We start from the raw sequence: 20,837 nt of genomic DNA, 5'->3' as shown, positions 1-20,837 counted from the left end.
CTTTGGCCCTGCTGGCCGAACTGGCCAAGAACCCGGAGTGGAGCCTGCGCAACCTGGCCGTGCAGGGGCTCGGATCTCATCCGCTGGGCGCGCAAGCCGCGGAGCTCGTCATCGCCGCGCTGGCCGACCCCGTGCCCCAGATCGTGCGCACCGCCTGCGACGCCGCGGGCCGCCTGCGGCTGAGCGCGGCGCGGGCTCGCCTAGCCGCCCTGCTGGCCTCGTCCGAGCCCCAGGTGCGCTTCCACGCCGTGCGCGCCCTGGCCGAGCTCTGGTCGCCGGATGATCACGAGACGGTCTGGACCCTCTCGCGCAAGGACAAGGCGGAGTTCGTGCGCAAGGAGGCGGAGCGGACTCTGCGGCGCACCGCCTCGGAGCGGACCTGGCGCCGCCTCTTCGACCGCTGGAAGCTCGACGCGGCGCCCCGCCTGCGCGTCTGGGCCTGCGAGCTGCTCGGCGAGTTCGCCCAGAGCGCCGACCTGCCGGAGCTGCGGCGCCTGGTGCGCGACCGCAACGCCCACGTGCGCAAGGCCGCCGAGGCCGCGGCGGCCCGCCACAACTTCTTCTAGCTCAGCGGCCCGCGACCGACGAGCCCAGCAGGCCCGCCACCGCCTTGTTGACCGCCTTGGCGTACTCCTGGAACCCGCCCTGCAGGTCAGCCGAGCTCGGCTGGTACTGGATGTCCGCGGTCACGCCCAGGTTCTCGATGGGCTGGTTGTTGGCGCGCACCGCGATGGAGCCGGTCATGGAGAAACCAGCCACGCCCACGGTGTTGGGGAACTTCACCTCGCGCACGAACCCGCCCGCCCCGGCCGTGCGCGTGCCGAAGAGCGTGGCCCGCTTGTTGTCCTGCATGATGGCCGGGAAGAAGTCGCCGCCCGAGAAGTCCAGCTCGTTGATGAGGACCAGCAGAGGCTTGGTGTAGCGCGCCGCGGCCGAAGGCCGGATCTGCTTGACCCCCTCGATGGAGACCGGGTCGGTCAGAGTCTTGCCCTGGTTCCACTGGTCCATCACGAACGCCGAGTACTCCACCGTGTTCTGGAAGAATTCCAGGTCCACCGGATAGCCCTGCGCGTCCGTGCCCCCCAGGACCTTCTGCGCGTCCGCGTCGGACTTGACCAGCTGCGACAGCTTGATGTACTGGATGGCCTGGGCCACGTCGTCCTGGGTGATGGCCACCTTGTGCCGGGGGGGAGCCAGGGGCCGGTCGGTGAGCATGGAGACCAGAGCGTAGAGGTAGAGCACCGCGCCGCCCGGGTTGTTGGTCTCGTCGATGACCAAGGCGTCGGTCCCGGCCTGGAAGCGCGCCGCCAGCTCCGCGAACTCGGCCACCGCGGCCTTGGCGTCGTCCACCTCATAGGAAGGGATGCGCACGTAGCCCACGGACCGGCCGGCGGGAGTCTTGTAGACGTAGGCCTTGAAGACCGCGTCCGCCCCCGACTCCCAGGTCTTCTCGCCCAAGGCCGGCAGGAAGCCGTCCCGCCCGCCCAAGGCCAACGGGTTGGCCGCGTTCGGGCCGGCATAGGACTCGGCCACGGGGGAGAGGGCGTTGGTCGTCCAGGTCATGGGGACGCGCGCGCTCTGGCTGCCGCCCCAGCCCATGGCCGACATGGTCTTGGGGTCCGAGATGAACTCCGGCACGTAGTTCCAGGCCAGTTGGGTGGTGACCGGCTGGTCCGATCCTTGCGGCTTGACGGTTATCGAGACCGGCCCCTTGGTCACGCCGCCGCCCGAGGCGGCCCTGCGGCTGGTCAAGGACATGCTGGCCAAAGCGCGATCCGTCAGGGAGGTGTTGCCGCCCAGCTTGGATTGCAGGCCCGCGATGACGTCGGCGGTCTTGCGGCCGCCGAAGGACACCAACTCGTCGCCCTCGTGGAAGGGGAAGACGCTCTCCGGCAGCTTCTTGCGGTCGATCCACTGGATGTAATAGCGCCCGCCCGCGCCGCTGACCATGAACGGCAAAGACGAGGCCTCGGTGGCGTCGAACTGCACGCTGACGTGGTAGTCCTTGACCGAGTTGAAAAAGCCGCGCAGGATGTCGTGGTACTGGTCCATGGTCAGGCTGGGCGCGTCAGCGACCTGCTTCTTGGCCTGGGCGATGGCCGCATCGAGGTCCCAGCCGTGCTCCTGCTTCCACTGGCCGGGGCCGTACTGGGAGGAGAAGGAGTTCTGGATCACGTCGAGGTTCTGCAGCATCGCGGTCTTGAGCTGCTGGCGGCTGATGGGCTGAGGAGAAGGCAAGGTGGTTGCGCTGAAGGCCGCGGACTTGGCCGGGGCGCTCTTGTCATAGGCCGCGCCCAGAGCGGCGGCGGCGTCGCCCGAGGCCAGCCTCTGTGTGAAGGCCTGCAAGGAGGCGGCGATGGCGGCTTGAGAGGGCGCGGGGACCAGGATGGAGACGGACACGGCCACGGCCAAGGACCTCACCAGGGCTTTCTTCATTCTTCGCGCTCCTTGCGGCTCGCCCTGGTGACCCCGGATTGGGCCCGGGGGTGGATCTCCTTGACCATATCTCAAGGATTACAGGTTAGGCCCATTGTAGTACTAATGGGCCCAGGCGCACGAGGGTCCTTGGGCCCACGCCGCGGCTTCCCCAAAGGGCCTAGATGCTCCAGCCGCAGGGCCTAATACGGTATAATCCCCTCATGCATCGGAGAGCCCTCCTCTTCTGCGGCGCGCTCCTCGCCGCGGCCGTGTTGTTCGCCTCGACCTTGGCCGGCGTCGGCTGGTGGCTCGACTGCGGCGACGCACCGCGCGGAAGCGACATCATCGTGGTCCTGGGGGGGGGCTTCGCGCGCCCCATCTACGGCGCGGACCTCTACCGCCAGGGCTTGGCGCCCGAGGTCTGGCACGGGAGACTGTTGCCCGACGAAGGCGAGGCGCTGGTGCGCGGCCTCGGCGTCGCCCTGCCGCGAGAGACCGACGTCAACCACGCCATCCTGCTCAAGAAAGGGGTCCCCGAGAAGGCCATCCGCCTCTACGGCCAAGACCTCAACAGCACCAACGACGAGGCCAAAGCGCTGGCCCGGGAGTACGCCAGCCGCGGCAAGACCATACTCCTGGTCACCTCTCGCTGCCACGCGCGCCGGGCGCGCCTGATCTTCCGGCGCCGGCTGCCCGGCGCCCGGGTCATCGTCTGCCCCACCCCCTACGAGACCTTCGACCGCCGCTGGTGGCGCCACAAGACCCTCACCCTCAATGCCGTCATGGAGATGCTCAAGCTGGCCAACTACCTGGCGGGCTCTCCCTTCGGCAAAGAGCCCTAGTAGAGGAGGTACTTCTGGCGCTGCGAGTCGAACCGGCGCCAACTGGCCTCGAAATCCGCCAGGATCCTGCCGGCCGGGTCCTTGGACTCGAAGACGGCCTTGTAGATGTTGCTGCCCACCATCAGCGCGGACTCCCGGGCTTGGAGTTGGAAGTCGGAGATCTTCTGATCGCGCAAGGCGGCCACCGCGTGGACGAAGACGTCCAGCGAGCGGACCCGGCCGCGGTCGAGGACCTCGATGCGCACGCCCGAGCAGGCCCGGCCCGAGTAGAGGTCCTCGCCCGGGGTCCGGGATTCGTCGGTGAAGCTCAGCCCGGGCAAGCCGGCGGCCCGCAGAGTCTTGACCAAGCGCGCCGAGTCCAGCCAGGGCGCCCCAAACCAGAGGAAGGGGGAGTCGGTGCCGCGTCCCACGGACATGTTGCTCGCCTCGAACAAGCCCAGGCCGGGATAGAGCAAAGCCGCGTCGAGATCCCGGAGGTTGGGCGAGGGCTTGACCCAGGCGTAGCCGGTCTGGTCGTAGTGCATTTCGCGGGTCCAGCCCTGCAGGGAGACGACGGTGAGCTTGAGCTTGAGGCCTTTGACATCCGCGTGCAGGCGCGCCATCTCGCCGGGGGTCAGCCCGTGGCGCACCGGCACGGGGAAGTAGCCCGTGAAATCGAAGGGCCCCTCGAGGACCGGCCCCTCGAGGACCTCTCCGCCCAAAGGGTTGGGGCGGTCCAGGACCACGAAATCGATGCCGCGCTTGGAGGCCTCCTCCATGCACAGGGCCATGGTGGTGAGGTACGTGTAGAAGCGCGCCCCCACGTCCTGGATGTCGAAGACCAGGACGTCGACGCCGCGGAGCATCTCGCTGGTGGGGCGGTGGGTCTTGCCGTAGAGGCTGTAGACCGGCAGGCCCGTGACCGGGTCCGTGGAATCGCCCACCGAGTCGCCGCCGGTCTGGTCGCCGCGGAATCCGTGCTCGGGGCTGAAGAGTGCGACCAAGGACAGGTTCCGGGAAGCGAAGAGCACGTCCACGGTGCTGCGGCCCTGCCGGTCCACGCCGGTCTGGTTGGTGATGAGCCCGACCCGCTTGCCCTGCAGGACCGCGAAGTCGGAGCGCTCCAGCGCGTCGATGCCGGCCATGAAGGCGGCCGCGGGCCGCGCCGCGGCGAACAAGGCGAGGGTCAGCGCCGGGAGCAGCGAGGTCTGGGCCTTCATGACGCTTCGTCAATGATACCACAGAATCCCGGGGCGCGGGGAAGCATTGTAGGTAGCCTGCAGGTATTCCGTATAAACGAGCGCCCGGCGGTCGTTGTGCCGGGCGCCACCGTCCCGACGCGCAGCGTCGGGACGGAAGAACCCCGGGGGATAGCCCTCTGCCGTCCCTGCCCTGCGGGCAGGGGCGGTTCCGCGCGACTCTGCGAGTCGCGCGTTCTTTTCATGCGCTGGACGACATAATCACTTGCACGTTGAAGGTGATTATATCCGGGAAGATATAAACATCGGGCCCCTGCATGCGATTCTGGCTGGAGGACTCGGTAGTCCCTTTCGAGCGGGGCAGCGAATTCCTGCAGTGCTGGAGCGCGGTGCGACTGCACAGACAAGGAGGACGCCGCCCTTCAGCTAATAGTGGCCGTGCTCAAAAAGCAATGAGACTACATGTGGGGGGCCGGCTCCTTCGCCCATGCCTGAGGTTACCTACAAATCTTCCCCGCACCCGAATCCCGCGGCCGGAGCGGGCCGCAATGAGAATTTGATACACTCCTGCTAAGCTCCTAATATGATGCCGGACTCGGAGGCCGTCATGAACAGGACACCCGTTCTCTTCGTCGCCGCGGCAGCCGCGCTGCTCAGCGCCTCCTTCGCCGCAGGCCAAGGCCAGCCCGTCGCTCAAGGCCCCCAGCAAGCGCCCAAAGAATACGGGCGTCTGGGCGGCGGCTACCGGGACGCCAAGTGGGGGATGCCCATAGTCGAGGTCAAGAAACGGCTGGCGGGCCGCCTGGAATACGAGACCCGGCTGCCGAACGTCGAGAAGATCCTCCGGCTGGACCTTGGCGACGGCCGGAAGGTGACCTGCAATTTCGATCATGACCAGTTCTATCAGGCCATCTACAAGCCCGTCGCCGCGGACGACGACCAGCAGTCCGCGGAGGCCGTTCTGGACGGCCTGGAGCGGAAGTTCGGCCCCGGCAAGAACGAGGCCGGCTACTCGGACAAGGACGGCAAGTCACTGAAGATCGTCACCTGGAACGATGGGACATCCCAGATCGAGCTCCGGATGCGCGACCCCAAGCGCCCGGAAAAGGGCGGCGAGCATGATTCATGGGTCTATCCCAGCTCCTCGCTCGTGGTGATCTACAAGGATATCGCCGCCACCGCCAAACGGGAGCAGCGCCAGGAAGAAGAGCGCAAGCGCTTGGAGGAGAAGAAGCGCCGGCAGAAGATCCAAGACGTCCAGAACGACCTATAGGCCCGAAGAGTCCCGGGCCGCCACCTGCCGCCAAGTCCCGGGCGCCAGAGCCGCGAGGCTGAAGCGGCCGATGCCGGAGCGCACCAGACGCAGCGTGGGCAGGCCCACGGCCGCGGTCATCCGCCGCACCTGACGGTTGCGGCCCTCGGTCAAGACGAGCTCGATCCAAGCCGTGGAGACGCTCTTGCGAAAACGGATGGGGGGCTCCCGCGCCGGGAGCTGCGGCGCCCGCTCCATGAGCCGCGCCCGGCAAGGCCGGGTCGGCCCGTCCGACAGACGCACCCCTCGCGCCAGAAGCTGCAGGGCCTGCGGCGTCACGGTCCCCTCGACCTGCGCCCAATAAGTCCGCGGGTGGCCGAAGCGAGGGTCCGTCAGGCGCCTCTGCAGACGGCCGTCGTCGGTCAGCAAGAGCAGGCCTTCGCTGTCGCGGTCCAGCCTTCCGGCCGCGTAGACGCCCGCGGGCAGGCCGAAGCCGGAGAGGCCGGGATGCCCGTCATGCGCCGTGAACTGGGACAAGACGCCGTAGGGCTTGTAGAAGAGTATGACCCGCTTCATCAAGGAGATTCTATTATAGGACCGGCCGCTCCCAAAAGGCCCAACAACGGCCGGGGCCCTTGCCGAGCCGGATTTGGGCCGTTCTTCTCATGCCGCGAACCGGCTCCGGATGATAGGATAAGGTCCTCATGGAGGTCATCCACCATATGAAAATCATGCGTACGCTCTTGGCGTCCGTCCTGACCGCCGCCATGGTCCACGGTTCCGTAGCCCAGGCCGCCATGTACGCCGGCTCCGCTCCCCAACCCATCGAGCGCCTGCCGGGAGCCGCCCCGCTCTCCTCCAAGACCATCACGGACCCCATCCAGAAGAATTTCCAGCCCGTCCCTTTGCCGGGCGGCCAGGTCAAGAAGCGCCTGCCCAGCACCACGGCGCTGCCCGCGACTCCCGATGTGACGGCGCTCCAGCCTGAAGAGGGCTTTGCGCCGAACGCCGCCCAAACGTCGGCGGACGCGGTCCTGAGCGACATGGGCAAGGGCCTCACCTTCGCCGGAGGCCAGACCGCTTTGGGCGGCTACTACGACGGGGACCAGACGCGCCGCGATGGCTCCGGCCCGGTCCTGGGCGAAGAGACCTCGGAATCCGGGACCGGCCTCCAGGCGTCGACGACCCCAGGCCAGAAGAAGGCCTCCGCCGTGCCCGCGCCCCAGTCTCCCAGCGAGCACGCAGCCGTCATCCCCGTCATCGTGGTGGTCGCCATCGTCGCGGCGGTCGTCGCGGCCGGGACCGGCGTCTACCTCTGGCTGCGCGGCAAGAGCAAGAACGACACCTGGCAGAACTCCAAGAGCAACCAGGACATCATCGCTCTGGAGAAGGCCCGCCGCGACAACGACCCCGCGGCCCTGGAGAAGATCAAGACCGAGGCGCGCGGCCGCCAGCAGCGCATGGACGAGCGGGTGGCCAACGCCCAGAGCGCGGGCTCCAGGAGCGTGACGCTCTCGGACGGCAAGAGCCTGCCGGTCCAGTCAGCCCAGACCTACGCCGCATTCGACGGCCTGGTCGCCGCCCGCTCCGAGATCAACGAGAACGCGGTCTCCCAGGACCCGGCCAAGCGCGTGGGCGGCCAGCCGCCCGCCGTCTGGCAGTCCCAGCTCACCGGTCTCGAGTCCCAGGCCAAGCAGACCGAGTCCGAGGGAGCTCTGGCGCTGAGCCTGAAGTCCATGCGCTCCGAGATCGGACGCGAGGACGCCGCCGCCGGCCGCTATGAGAAGGACATCTCCCGCTTCGACGCGAGCGTGCCCGGCCTTTTCGGCGGCCGCCTCAAGGAGATGACCAAGCGCGCCCAGACGGACCTCAACGAGTTCAAGTCCGCGGAGATCGCGCCGGAGAAAGCCCTCCTTGAGAAGACCAATGGCGCCATGCGCGGCCGCGTCTCGGACCGCCTGACGGCCAAGGATACGGAGTACCAAGGCCACCTCGCCCACCTCGACACCCTCAACCAGGCGGCCGACGGCACGCTCAAGTCCGCAGTCGAGATGGCGCAGCAGGTGGACAAGGACATGGCGGACATGTCCTCCCACGAGCACAACCGCGCCTTCAACCTGCTGCTGGCCTCGCAGAACGAGAGCGTCCTGGTCGACGACTACGACGGCCAGGGCCGCAAGACCGGCTCGCACTACGAGGACCACAGCGCGACCTTCAAGGCCCTGGCGGCCTCGGAAGGAGCGGAAGCCCGCGCCTCGGCGGCCAGCGCGCAGGCCGGGGTGAAGGCTCTCAACACCATCATCCCGCTGCTGCACAAGGACCCGGTGCTCAAGGCCGAGGGCCTGACCTTCGCCCTGCCCGCCAACAGCGGCAAGGGCCCGAACTCCAGCGGCAGCGTGTTCTTCGACTTCTGGCTGCCCGCCTCCTGGAATTTCTTCGGGACCATGTTCTCGGAGAGCCAGGCCGGCCAGGCCCGGGCGAGCTTCGCCCCCATCAAGGGGAGCCTGGAGAGCGTCATGGCCGAGGTCAACTCCCGCCGCAGCGGGGAGCGGGCCTGGACCGACAAGAGGATCGACGGAGTCCTCGACGGCCAGATGAAGCAGGCGGCCGGACAGAAGTAGTCCCGCAGGCGGCCTTGCGCCGCGCCGGGGGCCGGGCTATGCTTTTAGGGCATGGTCCTCAAGGTCCTCATCGCGGGCTGCCTGGTCGCTCTAATCGGCGCGGCGCTCCTCTCCCAGTCGAGCCCCAAGAAGGGGTCTCGGGAGTTCCGCGTCAACCTCAACAGCTCGCAGGTCTTCCTGGGCAAAGAAGAGCCTCGGCTCGACACGGCGCTCGAACAGAAGAAATCCGGGAGCAGGGCCGAGTTCGGAGCCCGCACCGGCGCCGAGGTGGATGCCCGGCCGCGCCTGACGGTCCCGGACCTGGTCACGGCCATGTCCGCAGTGGTGGCCACGGTCCCCTCCTATGTCCCCAACCTCCCCTTCATGACCAGCCTGGCCCAGGCCATGCTCGCCAACGACCCGGGCTCCATCAGCTTCGAGCCCATGGCCCCGGACACCTTGGGCTACTTCACATCCTCGGACCCCAAGCATCCGCGCATCGCGCTCAACTCCCAGCTCCAGGACCTCTACCTGCGGGGACTGCCCATCCAGTACATCGTGCCGGTCATGGTGCACGAGCTCGACCACATGCTCGCCTACATGCAGCGGCGCTACTGGGGACATAAGAACCATCCCCTGGAGCAGGAGGCCTTCGTCACGGAGGTCTTCTACTGGTACGCCTGGACCCACAGGTTCGCAGGCGGCGGCGTGGTGGATGCCCGCGACGAGCCGGAAGACCCGGACCCGGAGGTGGCCGCCTACAAGAAGGAGATGGCGCGCATCCGCAAGGCGATGAAAGAAGGCCGGCTGCCGGAGCTCATCCGCGAGCTCTACGCGCCCAAGACCATGGGCGGGGAGACCGCCGGGACCAAGCAGCGCGCGCGCTGACTAACGGCCGGAGCAGCGGAACCCGCGCAGGTCGTAGCCGACCCGCGGCGCGCTGGAGTAGCGGTTGGCGCTGCGGCAGTAGTAGGCGGTGTTGCCCCAGGAACCGCCGCGCAGGACTCGCGCGCCGCCCGAGCCGGGCCCCGGCGGGTTGCGGGGGGGGCTCTTCCCATAGTAATCCTCGCCGTACCGGTCCGAGACCCACTCGTAGACGTTGCCGATCATGTCGTAGAGCCCGTATGGGTTGGGCTTCTTGGCGCCCACGGGATGGGTGGTCCCGCTGGAGTTGTCGATATACCAGGCGTAGTCGCCGAGCCTGGTCTCGTCGTCGCCGAAGCTGTACTTGGCGTCGGTCCCGCCGCGCGCGGCCTTCTCCCACTCGGCCTCCGTGGGCAGGCGCTTGCCGGCCCACGCGCAGTAGGCCTCGGCGTCGTCCCAGCTCACGTAGACCACGGGATGGTCGTCCTTGTTCCAGACCGGGCGGGGCTGCATGGACCGGTGCGTCGCCTCAGAGAACACCTTATACTGGGCGACCGTGACAGGATACTTGTCGATGGAATAGGCGTCCAGGAAAACCTCGTGCCTCGGATGCTCGTCCGGCTCGCCCTGGCCCTCGGGGGAGCCCATCTGGAACTCCCCGGAGGGGATCAGGACCATGTCCTTGGGCTGGCGGCGCAGGTGGGCGCAGCCCTGCATGAGAAGCAGGAGGACGCAGGCGCTAGACGGTAGGCGGGATAAGCGGGGTTCCATGCCCAGCCCGCTATGGGGCTGCAAGGTTATGATACAAAAACGCCGCCGGAGCGCGGCGCGGGAGATGCTATGATTGCAGGCATGCCGACGGCATGGCTCTTGCTCCTGGCCTGGCTGCCGGCCGCGTGGCCCAAGGGCCGCGCCGTCGTGGAATCTCCCGATGGCCGGACGGCCCTGGAGATCGATGCCGAGGCTTACTCCCGGCGCGCCAAGGCCTGCCGGGCCGACCTCAAGGATTTCCAGACCCGGCCCACGGCCGCGCTCGTGGACAGCCTGGCCGTCTGCATGGAGCATCCCGACGCGAAGCTGCGCGCCCAAGTCCTCGACTTGCTCCAGGACCAACGGCTCTGGGATCTTCCTGATTACGAATCGAGGGTGAGGCCCGTGCTCGAGGCGGTCTGGCAGCGCCACCATAACGACCCGGACGAAAAGGTGCAGATGCACGCCAGGCAGATGGAGGGCTGGCCGGGCAACGCCCAGGAATGGAAGAGGGAGTACTCTCCCGAGGGCCAGGAGCGCAAACGCCGCGAGAAGGAGGAGTCCGACCGCCGGGAGGCGGAGCTCGACAGGCGATTCCGTTTCGACTGCGTCGTGATAGGGCTGGCACTCGCGGTCCTACTGGCCGTCGGGATCAGGAACAAGCTGCTCCGGCGCGGCTAGCGGACGATGGCCCTAGGCTTGAGCTTGACATGAGAGTCGTCGGATTTGCTAGAAGATATGCCCGGCCGTCATCGGCCGACGCATGATCCTCGCCAAGAACCTCACCAAGCGCTTCGGCGACCGCACCGCGGTCGACCACGTCAGCTTCGACATCCCGCAAGGCCCGGTCGTGGGCTTCCTGGGCCCCAACGGCGCGGGCAAGACCACCACCATGCGCCTGCTCACGGCCTATCTGCCCGCCGACGAAGGCCATGCCGAGCTCGCGGGCCTCAGCGTCTGCGACCAGCCCCTGGCCGTGCGCCGCCGCCTGGGCTACCTCCCCGAGGACAACCCGCTCTGGGAGGACCTCGAGCTCACCGAAGCCCTGCACTTCGCCGGCCGCCTGCGCGGCCTCAGCGACGACGCCTCCCGCGCGGCCCGCGTCAAAGCCGTGGTCAAGTCCTGCGGCCTGCGCCGCGAGGTCGGCACCAAGGTCGGCGAGCTCTCCAAGGGCTTCCGCCAGCGCCTGGGCCTGGCCGCGGCCATCATCCACGACCCCGAGATCCTCATCCTCGACGAGCCCACCACCGGCCTGGACCCCAACCAGGTCCTGGAGGTGCGCGGCCTCATCTCCGAGCTGCGCGCGCGCAAGACCGTGCTGATCTCGACCCACATCCTACCCGAGGTGACCGCCACCTGCGACCGAGTCATCATCATCAATGCGGGCAAGATCGTGGCCGACGGCACCCCCGCGGAGCTGGCCGGCGACATGGCGGACAAGAACCGCCTGCACGTGGAGCTCAAGGGCCCCCAGGACGATATCCTCCAGGCTCTGACCCAGGTCGCGGGCGCGTCCCATGTCGCGGGCGAGCCCGGGGGGAGCTTCATCGTGGAGTCCGCGGCCGGAGCCGACCTGCGCGAGCAGGTCTTCCGCCTGGCGGTGAGCCACGATTGGCCCATCCTGTCCTTGCGCCAGGAAAGGCTCAGCCTCGAAGAGATCTTCCGCGCCCTGACCCTGGACCAATGAATAACCGCCTGTTCCAGGCCCACGCGGTCAAAGCCCTCGCGGCGCGGACCCTGCGCTCGTACTTCGAGTCGCCCGCCGCCTATGTGACCCTCTTCGTCTTCTATCTGCTCACCGGCTATCTATACGCCGCGCCGCTCTTCCTCATCAAGGCCGCCAGCATCCGCGGGCTCATCGAGTTCGTGCCCTTGCTGCTGACCTTCTTGGTCCCGGCCTTGACCATGGGCCTGCTCGCCGAAGAGCTCAGATCCGGGACCTTCGAGACTTTGGCGACCTTGCCCCTGGAGGACTGGGACATCGCGTTGGGCAAGTACCTGGGGTTCGCGGCCCTGAACCTGGTCTGCGCGGCCGGCCTGCTGTTCTACGTCCTGGTCCTCTGGCTGTGCGCCTCGCCGGCCGGCCTGGATTGGGGAGGGATGCTGGGGACCTTGCTGGGCCTGGCTCTGACCGGCCTGGCTTTCGGAGCCATCGGCCTCTTCGCCTCCTCGTTGGGAAAGAACCAGGTCATGGCCTTCGTGGCGGCGTTCTTGGTCTGCTTCGGGCTCTTCATCCTGGGCAAGATGGCCGGGCTGCTGCCCGGAGGCCTGGGGACCGCGGTCGCGTATCTCGGCCTTGACTCTCATCTGGAGAACCTGGCCAAAGGCGTGCTGGACTCGCGGGACCTGGTCTATTTCGCCAGCCTGGTCTTCGCCTTCCTCTATCTGACCGTGCAGCGCCTGCAGACTCGGAGATTCTGAATGGAAGAACGGGCCAGGCGCAGGGCGCTCGTCTTCTCCTGGACCGGGGCCGGGGTCATACTCGCGGCCCTGGCCGCGGCCAACCTGCTCTCCTACCTGCTGTTCGCGCGCGCGGACCTCTCGGCCAACCAGGCCTACTCCATATCTCGGGGGACCAAGGGCCTCGTGCGCGGACTCAAAGGCACCTTGACCGTCAAAGCTTACTACACCGCGGGCCTGCCCCCGCCCTACGGCCTCGACCGGCAGTACCTCCGGGACCTGCTCGCGGAGTACCAGAGCGCCGGCCGCGGCCGGGTCCGGGTGGAGTTCATCAACCCCGAGAGCGAGAAGCGCCGCCGCGAGGCTCTGGAGGCCGGCGTGGCGCCGTTGCAGCTCAGCGTGACCAGCCACGAGAAATTCGAGGTCAAGGAATCCTTGATGGGCGTGGTCTTCCTCTACCGGGGCAAGACCGAGGTCATCCCGGTCATCAACGGAGTCGCGGACCTGGAGTACGAGCTCACCCGCCGCATCAAGAAGCTGAGCTCCGAAAAGACCAAGACCGTGGGCTTCGTGGCCGGCCACGGCGAGGCCGCGCCCGGCAGCCCGGCCCACGAGCAGCTCTTCGCCCAGATCTCGGAGCAGATGAACGCGCAGGCCGTCTCTTTGGACAAGCCCGTGCCCGCGGACGTGGGCGCCCTCTGGATCTGGGGCCCGACCTCGCCCTTCAAGCCCGTGGAACTCGAACGCCTCCAGGCCTGGGTCGGCTCCGGCAAGGCTCTGGGCTTGCTGCTCTCCCGCCGGGAGGTGGATCTGCGCAGCTTCCGCGCGCGCCCCAACCCCACGGGCCTGGAGACGCTTTTGGCGCAGTGGGGGCTGGACGTGGGTGATGGCTTCGTGGTCGACGCCCAGTGCGAGAAGATCCAGATGGAGCAGCCCTACGGGCCTTTCCGCTCCATCATCGTCGTGGATTATCCCTTCATCCCTATCGCGACCAGCATGGACCGCGGCCACCCCGCGGTGCGCGGCCTGCAAGCGCTGAGCTTCCCGTTCGTCAGCCCCATCCGCTTCAAGGCGGAGAGCCGCACCGGTCTGACCTACACCTCCCTCGTCGATTCCACCAAGACCAGCTGGCTGCGCTCCGAGCCCTCGGCCGACCCCACCACGCCGATCGAGGCTCTGGTCTCCAAAGACCAAGGCCCCTTCTCTTTGGCCGGAGTCCTGCAAGGAGACTTCTCCGAGGCGACGCCGTCGACTGGGATGCGCCGCGGCCAGGTCGTCATCGTGGGCACCGCGCAGCAGGTCCGGCCGCAGTTTTCCGGCAAGGAGGGCACCACGGCCTTCCTGCTCAACCTCCTGGAATGGTCGCTCCAGGACGAGACCTTGCTCTCCATCCGGTCCAAGGCCGCGGCCTATCGGCCTTTGCGTCCGCTGCCCCTGGCGGCCATGCTGGCGGCCAAGTACGCGCTCATCCTCTTCCTGCCCCTGGCCTTGGTGGCCGCGGGGCTGTGGCGCTATGCCCGGAGCAAGGCGCAGAGGCGCGAGCTGGCGCGGAGTTTCGATGACGCCTAAAAGGCTGGCCTTCTTCGCCCTGCTCCCGGCCATGCTGGCCGGGGCCTCGGCGCTCTTGTTCCGGCTCCAATCACCGGCGGAACCGACCCGGCCTCTGGGCGCGCTGCGCGCCGCGGACCTGACCCGCATAGAGCTGGACTACGACGGCGCGCACGTGGCCCTGGAGCGGGCGGCCGGGAGCTGGCGCCTGACCGCCCCGGTCCAGGACGACGCGGACGACGGCGCCGCCGACGGCCTCGCCCAGAGCCTGCGCGGCCTCGCCCTGGGCTCGGAGGTCTCCCGCGAGCCATCGGGCTACGCGGACTACGAGGTCAACGAATCCAGCGCGGCCCGGGTGCGGGTCTACTGCCGCACCAGCGCGGCGCCGGTGCTCGACGGCTACTTCGGCAAGACGGCAGTGGGAGAATCGGTCTATTTCCGGCCCAGCCGCGAGGCGGCGGTCTATCTGGCGGAAGGCGTCAAGCCCCGCGCCCTGCGCCAGAGCGCCGAGGACCTGCGCAGCAAGGCCGTGTCGTCCGTCTCCGTGGGAGACCTCAAGAGCCTGAAGTTCGCGGGCCCGGACAGCTTCTCTTTGGCCAGCTCCAGCGGCAGCTGGCTGGCAGCGGGCCGCAAGCTCTCCGCCGACCAAGCGGCGGAGCTCGTCCTGGCCGCGACCTCCCTGCGCTTCATCGCCTTCGCCCCCGCAGACACCCCGGCGGGCCAGGCGGGCTTCGCCAAGCCGGCCGTGGACTTGACCGCGGGCGGGGCGGGGCGCAGCGAGCGCGTCCTCATCGGCCGGGAGGAGGCGGGACGCCGCTACGCCAAGGCCGAGCGGGGGACCGTGGGCTTCGTGTCCAAGGCCGAGGCGGATTCGCTGCTCAAGCTGCTCAAGCGGAAGTAGAAAGGGTCTGCAGGGCCTGCCAGACCTCGTCGACTCCGACCTTGCGGTCCCCGGCATCTATGACGCGATTGCCGGGCAGATGGCCGTAGCCGTAGCGCCACGGCTCGCTGCTCCAGGTCGGGCTGCCCAGGAAGAGCTCGACTGTGGGCACACCCAGCGCCACGGCCAGATGCATGGGCCCGGTGTCCGCCGTGACCACGGCCCGGGCCTGGGCCAGGACCGAGGCGAAGCGCCGCAGGGGCAAAGACGGGGCCAGGGACGCTCCGGCCGGAAGCCCGAGCCCCTCGCCTAAAGTCTTCTCCGCCGGCCCTCCGAAGAGGACGCAGCGCCGGCCCGCGGCGCAGATGCGGCCCGCCAGGCCCAGGAAGCTCGACAGCGGCCAGCGCTTCTCGGCGCGCGCGCCCACGAACAGGGCCACGCTGTCGGCGTCCAGGCCCCAGGAGGTCCAGAGCCTCCGGCCCTCGGCCAGCTCCTCGCCGCTGAGGTGGCACTGCGGCTTCGCCGATTCCGGCCCTTTCATGCCCACAGCGACGAGATGCCTGAGCAGGCCGAGCTGGATCTGCGTCTCATGCAGCGGCAGGGCCGGCTGGGGGACCAGCTCGTTGAGGAAGACCTTGGCGTCGCCGCGGTCGAAGCCCACGCTGCGCCGCGCCCCGCAGAGCGCGGTGATGACCGCGCTGGAGAGGGAGAAGGCGTGCATGGCCGAGGCGTCGAAGGCCAGGTCGTAGCGGTTGCCGCGCAGGCGGCGCAAGAGCCGAACGGGCAGCGTGGGATCGGGCCAGAACATCTCCTTGGGCAGGACGAACTGCTCATGGACATCGGGGTCTCCGCGCAGGATCTCGCCATAGGCGTCGGAGACCAGGATGTCAGTGGCGCAGGCGGGGAAGGCCGCCCGCAGGCCCTTGAGCAGGGGGGTCAGGAGGAGCAGGTTGCCCAGGCGGCTGTCCTGCCGGACGATGAGCACCCGCCGCACGGCGCCGCGGTCGAGCGGCCCCGGCGCCGGCCGGGGCTTGGGCAGGACCGCGCGCAACAGGCCGCGCAGGCCTGCGCTGCCGGCCCGCTCGAACCTCTTGGCGCCGTCCTTGAGCCTGCCCATCCCCGCCTACAGGGTCTTGAGGTCTATGACGAAGCGGTAGCGCACGTCGCCCTTGACCACGCGCTCGTAGGCCGCGTTGACGTCCTTCATGGCGATGACCTCCACGTCGCAGGGGGTTTTGTGACGCGCGCAGAAGTCGAGCATCTCCTGGGTCTCGGCGATGCCGCCGATGAGAGAGCCGGCGAGGTTCCGGCGGCCGCCGATCAAAGCGAAGGCGTTGAGCTCCAGGGGCTTGGGCGAGACTCCCAGCAGGACCAAGGTCCCCTCGACCTTGAGCAGGCCGAGGCCGGCGTTGATGTCGTGCGGGGCCGCGACGGCGTCGATGATGAGGTCGAAGCGCCCGGCCTGCTTGGCCAAGGCTCCCTCCCGCGAGGTCAGGATGAACTCGTGCGCGCCCAGGCGCTTGGCGTCGGCCGCCTTGGACTTGGAGCCGCTGAGCACCGCGACCTCGGCGCCCATGGCCGCGGCCAGCTTGACCGCCATGTGGCCCAGGCCCCCCAGGCCCAGCACGGCCACGCGGCGGCCCGGGCCGGCCTTCCAGCGTTTGAGGGGGGAGTAGGTGGTGATGCCCGCGCAGAGCAGAGGCGCCGCGCGCTCCAGGGGCAGCCCGGGCGGGACCTTGAGCGCGAAGCGCTCAGCCACCACGATGTCCGAGGAGTAGCCGCCGAAGGTCGGCGTCTTGCGGTCCTGCTCCGTGCCGTTGTAGGTGAAGGAGGGCGTCGGGCAGTGCTGCTCCAGGTTCCGTTTGCAGTCAGGGCAGACGCGGCAGGAATCGACCAGGCAGCCCACGCCCGCGATGTCTCCGGCCTTGAGCTTGCGCACTTGGCCGCCGACCTTGGTGACCTGGCCGACGATCTCGTGGCCCGGGACCATGGGGTAGCTGGAGCCGCCCCATTCGTTGCGCACCTGATGGATGTCGGAGTGGCAGATGCCGCAGTAGAGGATGCGGATGTGCACGTCGTGGGCGCCTGGCTCCCGGCGCGAGAACCGGAAGGGCGCCAGGGGCGCGGTCGCGTTCTGGGCGGCATAGCCGCGGGCTTCGGACATAGTGGAGTCCTCCTGTGGCCTCATCTTAGCAAACTGCCCGGCCTCGATAATGAATCATGGCGGAACCGACTTGCCGGTTTGGGGCTTTCCATGCTAGCATGAAAAGCAGAAGGGAGTTCCGCAAGCGCCCGATGAAGAAGACCTCTCGCCGCCCCCGCGCTAGGCGACCCGCCCAGGCCCGGGCGGTCAAAGACGTCACGGAATCCGTCTCCAACGCGCCCGTGATGCTCTTCGAGCTCGACGCGCGCGGCCAGGTGATCCTCCTGGCCGGGGGCCTCGCCGAACGCCTCGGGCTGAACCCGAAGGAATCGATCGGCCGGTCCATCCCGGAGATGCACGCGGGCATCCCGCGCGCGGTCGAGCTCATCAAGCGGGCCTTGGCCGGCGAGGATTTCCGCACAGTCATCCACGTCAAGGGCCACAGCCTGGAGATGTGCTTCTCTCCCCGCCGCGGCGGACAGGGCCGCCTCACCGGCGTCACCGGCTGGGCCACGGACATCACGGAACGCCGCCAGGCCGAGGAAGCGCTGCGCGAATCCGAGGACAAGTACAAGGCCATCTTCCAGGGCACCGGGGACGGCATCCTGGTGGCGGATGCGCAGACCAAGCGGTTCAAGTATGCCAACCCGGCCATTTGCGCCATGTTCGGCTACACCGCAGATGAACTGCTGCGGCTCGGCGTAGCAGACATCCATCCGAAAGAGTCTATCGGACGCGTCCTAGAGGAGTTCGAGGCCCAGTCGCGGGGAGAGAAACTCCTGGCCCCGGAGCTCCCATGCCTGCGCAAGGACGGGACCGTGTTCCTCGCAGACATCAAGTCCGGCCCGTTCGTCATAGGCGGGCGCGCCCACACCATAGGCCTCTTCATGGACGTCACCGAGCGCAAGCGGACGGAGGCTACCCTACGCGAGAGCGAGGAACGATTCCGGCAAGCCTTCGAGTTCTCCGGCATCGGCATGGCCCTGCTCTCCCCAGACGGATGCTGGCTGCGGACCAACCTAGCCCTCCGCAAGATGCTGGGCTATACCGAGGAAGAGTTGCGACGGACGACCTTCCAAGAACTGACGCACCCCGAAGACCTGTCCAAGAACCTGGACGAGGCGCGCCGCTTGCTGGCCGGCGAAATCCCGCGCATGCAGGCAGAGAAGCGCTACCGCCACCAGGACGGGCACTATGTCTGGGCCTGCCTGAACACCAGCATTGTGCGCTCGGCCGACGGCAAGCCGATGTACTACGTCTCGCAGATCGAGGACATCAGCGAACGCAAACAAGCCGAGGAAGCCCTGCATCGGCTGAACCGCGCCCTGCGCGCCATCAGCGACTGCAACCAGACCTTGACGCGGGCTCAGGACGAGCAGACGCTGCTCAAAGACATCTGCCGCATCATCTGCGACGAAGCCGGCTATCGCATGGCCTGGGTGGGCTATGCCGAGCATGACGAGGCGAAGACCGTTCGGCCGGTAGCCTGGGCCGGGGTCGAAAGCGGCTACCTCGCGAACGCCGACATCACCTGGGCCGACACGGAACGGGGGCGCGGCCCCACCGGGACCGCCCTCCGGAGCGGGAGGAGGGTCGGCAACGACGATTTCACCACGGACCAGAAGGTCGCCCCCTGGCGTGACGATGCCTTGCGGCGCGGCTATCACTCCAGCCTCGCCCTCCCCCTGAAGGACGACGAGGACATCATCGGCGCCCTCACGATATACTCCACTCTGCCCGATGCCTTCAACCCGGACGAGGTGCGTCTCCTGGAGGAACTGGCGGGCAATCTGGCATTCGGCATCAAGGTCCTGCGCACCCGCGCCGAGCGCAAGCGCATGGAGCAGCAGCTTCGGGCGAATCTTCATTTCTTTGAGAGCCTGGACCAAGTCAACCGGGCCATACAGGGAGCCAATGATCTTGAGAAGATGATGAGCAATGTCCTCAATGCGGTGTTCACTATCTTTGCTTGCGACCGCGCCTGGCTCTTCTATCCGTGCGACCCGGATGCGCCGTCGTTTCGGGTTCCCATGGAAATCTGCAAGCCTGAATATCCAGGCGCCAAGATGCTGAATGTGGACTTACCGATGCCCCCGGACATGGCCCAGAATCTGCGGGAAGCTCTAGAATCCGCTGAACCCGTGACTTATGCCGTCGGGACGGAAAAACCCGTCAACCAGGCGTCTGCCGAGCAATTCGGCGTCAAGTCCCAGATGATGGTCGCTATTTATCCCAAGTCGGGCAAGCCATGGGTGTTCGGGGTTCACCAGTGTTCTTACCCGCGGTTATGGACGCCTGAAGAAGGAAAGCTTCTCCAAGAGATCGGCCGGAGGCTGTCCGACGGCTTATCCATCCTGCTGGCGTATCGCGACCTGCAGGACAGCGAGACGAAGTACCGCCGCATAGTGGACACGGCCAACGAGGGGATCTGGACGCTCGGGCCGGACACCATGACAACCTTCGTCAACGCCAGGATGGCCAAAATGCTCGGCTGCTCCCGAGAAGCCATGATCGGCCAGCCCATGACCGACTTCATGTTCGAGGAGGACGTGCCCGATCATCTGAAAAAAATGGAGAATCGTCGCCAAGGGCTGCCGGAAAATTACGAACGCCGCTTCCGCAGTAGAGACGGGCAGACCATTTGGGCCAATGCTTCCGCTGTCCCCATCTTCGACGATGAGCATCATTTCAAGGGTTCCTTTGCGATGTTCACCGACATCTCCGAGCGCAAACGTGCCGAGGAGGAGCGCGTACGCCTCTTGGAGGCGGAGCAGGCGGCCCGCATCGAGGCCGAGGCCGCCAACAAGGCCAAGGACGATTTCCTGGCCATCGTCTCCCACGAGTTGCGCACCCCTCTGACCGCCGTGTTGGGCTGGAGCTGGCTGCTGCGCTCGGGCCAGCTCGGGGAGGAGGATCGCCAGAACGCCGTAGACATCATCATGCGCAACCTGCAAGCCCAGCGCCAGATCATCGAGGACCTCATCGACGTCTCGAGCCTCTCCCGCGGGCAGTTCACTTTGAATCGCGCCACCTTCGACCTGAGCGCCATCCTGGACTCGGCCTGCGAGTCGCTGGGCCCACTGGCGCGGAGCCGCTCCATCCGCCTAGTGCGCGACCTGCAAGGTCCGGCCGGAGTCATGGGAGACTCGGGGCGGCTGCAGCAGGTGTTCTGCAACCTCCTGCATAACGCCCTCAAGTTCACGCCCGACGGGGGGGAGATCCGCGTCTGCCTGCGCCGGGAGGGCGACCAGGCCGTGGTCCAGGTGCAAGACAACGGCCAGGGCATCCCGCCCGAATTCCTCCCGCACGTCTTCGAGCCTTTCCGCCAGGGAGAGGAACCCCTCATCCGCGAGCATCGGGGCCTGGGCCTGGGCCTGGCCATCGTCAAACGCATCGTGGAACTCCACGGCGGCACCGTGGCCGCGGCCAGCGCGGGCCCAGGCCTCGGCGCGGCCTTCACCGTGCGCTTGCCCGCCGCGGCGTTGCCGCCGGAGGGCCAGGCCGCGCCGGCGCCCCCGGCCGCGCCGGACGCCCATAGCCTCGGCGGCCTGGACGTGCTGCTCGTCGAAGACGACCCTGACACGCGCCGACTCCTCGAGCAATTGCTCGCGCGCTACGGGGCCCGGGTCGCGAGCGCGGCCGACGCCGAGGCCGCCCTGGCCAGCCTGGAGCGGTCCGTGCCCGACCTGCTGCTCTGCGACATCGCCCTGCCCCGGGAGGATGGCTGCGCCCTGATCCGGGAGGTGCGCCGCCGCGGCGGCAAGCTCGGCTCGATGCCGGCGGCCGCGCTGACCGCCCTGGCCCGGGAGGAGGATCGCGCCCGCGCGCTCGCGGCCGGCTTCCAGGCGTACCTGACCAAGCCCATCGAGCCGCTCCGGATCCTGGAGGCTCTGCGGGCGCTGGCGGGACGGCGCTGAAAGGAGTTAGAATTGGGACGGATCGCATCCTCCCGGGGGTCAAAA

The 20,837-nt window shown here is 68.0% G+C and carries 17 protein-coding genes; 11 read left to right on the top strand and 6 right to left on the bottom strand.

Annotated features, from left to right (window positions below):
• Positions 1 to 566 (top strand): HEAT repeat domain-containing protein (locus tag NTY77_02040; protein MCX5794261.1); only part of this gene is annotated, 566 nt, incomplete at its 5' end.
• Position 567: 1 nt separating this feature from the next.
• On the opposite strand, the gene NTY77_02035 is transcribed toward NTY77_02040, so the two are convergent.
• On the bottom strand, positions 568 to 2,436 hold the full coding sequence (locus NTY77_02035; GenBank protein MCX5794260.1) for a protease-like activity factor CPAF: 1,869 nt from the start codon (positions 2,434 to 2,436) through the stop codon (positions 568 to 570).
• A gap of 203 nt (positions 2,437 to 2,639) precedes the next feature.
• Between NTY77_02035 and NTY77_02030 the strand changes: the two genes are divergently transcribed.
• On the top strand, positions 2,640 to 3,260 hold the full coding sequence (locus NTY77_02030; GenBank protein MCX5794259.1) for a YdcF family protein: 621 nt from the start codon (positions 2,640 to 2,642) through the stop codon (positions 3,258 to 3,260).
• Here the strand turns inward: NTY77_02030 and NTY77_02025 are convergent.
• Positions 3,257 to 4,459, bottom strand: coding sequence for a DUF1343 domain-containing protein (locus NTY77_02025; protein ID MCX5794258.1), 1,203 nt, complete (start codon positions 4,457 to 4,459; stop codon positions 3,257 to 3,259). The genes NTY77_02030 and NTY77_02025 overlap by 4 nt on opposite strands.
• A 586-nt stretch (positions 4,460 to 5,045) precedes the next feature.
• On the opposite strand from NTY77_02025, the gene NTY77_02020 reads away from it, so the two are divergent.
• Entirely contained in the window at positions 5,046 to 5,711 is a 666-nt protein-coding gene (locus tag NTY77_02020) for a hypothetical protein (protein ID MCX5794257.1), read from the top strand.
• On the opposite strand, the gene NTY77_02015 is transcribed toward NTY77_02020, so the two are convergent.
• Positions 5,706 to 6,266 (bottom strand): pseudouridine synthase, encoded by a 561-nt coding sequence (locus NTY77_02015; GenBank protein ID MCX5794256.1) that lies wholly within the window; start codon positions 6,264 to 6,266, stop codon positions 5,706 to 5,708. The genes NTY77_02020 and NTY77_02015 overlap by 6 nt on opposite strands.
• 155 nt (positions 6,267 to 6,421) lie before the next feature.
• On the opposite strand from NTY77_02015, the gene NTY77_02010 reads away from it, so the two are divergent.
• Together NTY77_02010 and NTY77_02005 are read left to right on the top strand one after the other, a co-directional pair.
• A complete protein-coding gene (locus tag NTY77_02010; protein ID MCX5794255.1) occupies positions 6,422 to 8,311 on the top strand; it encodes a hypothetical protein in 1,890 nt (629 codons plus the stop codon).
• Between the two features lie 51 nt (positions 8,312 to 8,362).
• Positions 8,363 to 9,178, top strand: coding sequence for a hypothetical protein (locus NTY77_02005; GenBank protein ID MCX5794254.1), 816 nt, complete (start codon positions 8,363 to 8,365; stop codon positions 9,176 to 9,178).
• Here NTY77_02005 and NTY77_02000 read toward each other — a convergent pair whose 3' ends face one another.
• On the bottom strand, positions 9,179 to 9,925 hold the full coding sequence (locus tag NTY77_02000; protein ID MCX5794253.1) for a formylglycine-generating enzyme family protein: 747 nt from the start codon (positions 9,923 to 9,925) through the stop codon (positions 9,179 to 9,181).
• Positions 9,926 to 10,006: 81 nt separating this feature from the next.
• Here NTY77_02000 and NTY77_01995 point away from each other — a divergent pair, with 81 nt between their 5' ends.
• The 5 genes from NTY77_01995 (at position 10,007) to NTY77_01975 (ending at position 14,753) form a co-directional block, all read left to right on the top strand.
• The gene (locus NTY77_01995) at positions 10,007 to 10,585 is read left to right on the top strand and encodes a hypothetical protein (protein MCX5794252.1); all 579 of its coding nucleotides are present in this window, start codon (positions 10,007 to 10,009) and stop codon (positions 10,583 to 10,585) included.
• 82 nt (positions 10,586 to 10,667) lie between these two features.
• Positions 10,668 to 11,591 (top strand): ATP-binding cassette domain-containing protein, encoded by a 924-nt coding sequence (locus tag NTY77_01990; protein ID MCX5794251.1) that lies wholly within the window; start codon positions 10,668 to 10,670, stop codon positions 11,589 to 11,591.
• On the top strand, positions 11,588 to 12,325 hold the full coding sequence (locus NTY77_01985; protein MCX5794250.1) for an ABC transporter permease: 738 nt from the start codon (positions 11,588 to 11,590) through the stop codon (positions 12,323 to 12,325). The genes NTY77_01990 and NTY77_01985 overlap by 4 nt, the downstream gene beginning before the upstream one ends.
• Complete coding sequence (locus NTY77_01980; GenBank protein MCX5794249.1) at positions 12,326 to 13,873, top strand: GldG family protein; 1,548 nt, start codon at positions 12,326 to 12,328, stop codon at positions 13,871 to 13,873.
• Positions 13,863 to 14,753: a DUF4340 domain-containing protein gene (locus NTY77_01975; GenBank protein MCX5794248.1), complete on the top strand. Its 891-nt coding sequence runs from the start codon at positions 13,863 to 13,865 to the stop codon at positions 14,751 to 14,753. Before NTY77_01980 ends, NTY77_01975 begins: the two co-directional genes overlap by 11 nt.
• Here the strand turns inward: NTY77_01975 and NTY77_01970 are convergent.
• The gene (locus NTY77_01970) at positions 14,740 to 15,849 is read right to left on the bottom strand and encodes a hypothetical protein (protein ID MCX5794247.1); all 1,110 of its coding nucleotides are present in this window, start codon (positions 15,847 to 15,849) and stop codon (positions 14,740 to 14,742) included. The two genes, NTY77_01975 and NTY77_01970, sit on opposite strands and share 14 nt — an antisense overlap.
• Before the next feature lie 6 nt (positions 15,850 to 15,855).
• A complete protein-coding gene (locus NTY77_01965) occupies positions 15,856 to 16,896 on the bottom strand; it encodes an NAD(P)-dependent alcohol dehydrogenase (protein MCX5794246.1) in 1,041 nt (346 codons plus the stop codon).
• 98 nt (positions 16,897 to 16,994) lie between these two features.
• Between NTY77_01965 and NTY77_01960 the strand changes: the two genes are divergently transcribed.
• Positions 16,995 to 20,792: a PAS domain S-box protein gene (locus tag NTY77_01960; protein ID MCX5794245.1), complete on the top strand. Its 3,798-nt coding sequence runs from the start codon at positions 16,995 to 16,997 to the stop codon at positions 20,790 to 20,792.
• Positions 20,793 to 20,837: the final 45 nt, after the last annotated feature.

Source organism: Elusimicrobiota bacterium, from assembly GCA_026388095.1.
Lineage (GTDB): Bacteria > Elusimicrobiota > Elusimicrobia > UBA1565 > UBA9628 > UBA9628.
The sequence above is the reverse complement of the archived record's forward strand: the minus strand, read 5'-3'. Positions and strand labels throughout refer to the sequence as shown.

Excerpts from the sequence above, each read along its gene's own strand:
- NTY77_01995 (MCX5794252.1), top strand. The coding sequence starts at position 10,007 with ATGCCGACGGCATGGCTCTTGCTCCTGGCCTGGCTGCCGGCCGCGTGG.
- NTY77_02025 (MCX5794258.1), bottom strand. The coding sequence starts at position 4,459 with ATGAAGGCCCAGACCTCGCTGCTCCCGGCGCTGACCCTCGCCTTGTTC.
- NTY77_02020 (MCX5794257.1), top strand. The coding sequence starts at position 5,046 with ATGAACAGGACACCCGTTCTCTTCGTCGCCGCGGCAGCCGCGCTGCTC.
- NTY77_02005 (MCX5794254.1), top strand. The coding sequence starts at position 8,363 with ATGGTCCTCAAGGTCCTCATCGCGGGCTGCCTGGTCGCTCTAATCGGC.
- NTY77_01980 (MCX5794249.1), top strand. The coding sequence starts at position 12,326 with ATGGAAGAACGGGCCAGGCGCAGGGCGCTCGTCTTCTCCTGGACCGGG.
- NTY77_01985 (MCX5794250.1), top strand. The coding sequence starts at position 11,588 with ATGAATAACCGCCTGTTCCAGGCCCACGCGGTCAAAGCCCTCGCGGCG.
- NTY77_01975 (MCX5794248.1), top strand. The coding sequence starts at position 13,863 with ATGACGCCTAAAAGGCTGGCCTTCTTCGCCCTGCTCCCGGCCATGCTG.
- NTY77_01990 (MCX5794251.1), top strand. The coding sequence starts at position 10,668 with ATGATCCTCGCCAAGAACCTCACCAAGCGCTTCGGCGACCGCACCGCG.
- NTY77_02010 (MCX5794255.1), top strand. The coding sequence starts at position 6,422 with ATGCGTACGCTCTTGGCGTCCGTCCTGACCGCCGCCATGGTCCACGGT.
- NTY77_02030 (MCX5794259.1), top strand. The coding sequence starts at position 2,640 with ATGCATCGGAGAGCCCTCCTCTTCTGCGGCGCGCTCCTCGCCGCGGCC.
- NTY77_01965 (MCX5794246.1), bottom strand. The coding sequence starts at position 16,896 with ATGTCCGAAGCCCGCGGCTATGCCGCCCAGAACGCGACCGCGCCCCTG.
- NTY77_02015 (MCX5794256.1), bottom strand. The coding sequence starts at position 6,266 with ATGAAGCGGGTCATACTCTTCTACAAGCCCTACGGCGTCTTGTCCCAG.
- NTY77_02000 (MCX5794253.1), bottom strand. The coding sequence starts at position 9,925 with ATGGAACCCCGCTTATCCCGCCTACCGTCTAGCGCCTGCGTCCTCCTG.
- NTY77_02035 (MCX5794260.1), bottom strand. The coding sequence starts at position 2,436 with ATGAAGAAAGCCCTGGTGAGGTCCTTGGCCGTGGCCGTGTCCGTCTCC.
- NTY77_01960 (MCX5794245.1), top strand. The coding sequence starts at position 16,995 with ATGAAAAGCAGAAGGGAGTTCCGCAAGCGCCCGATGAAGAAGACCTCT.
- NTY77_01970 (MCX5794247.1), bottom strand. The coding sequence starts at position 15,849 with ATGGGCAGGCTCAAGGACGGCGCCAAGAGGTTCGAGCGGGCCGGCAGC.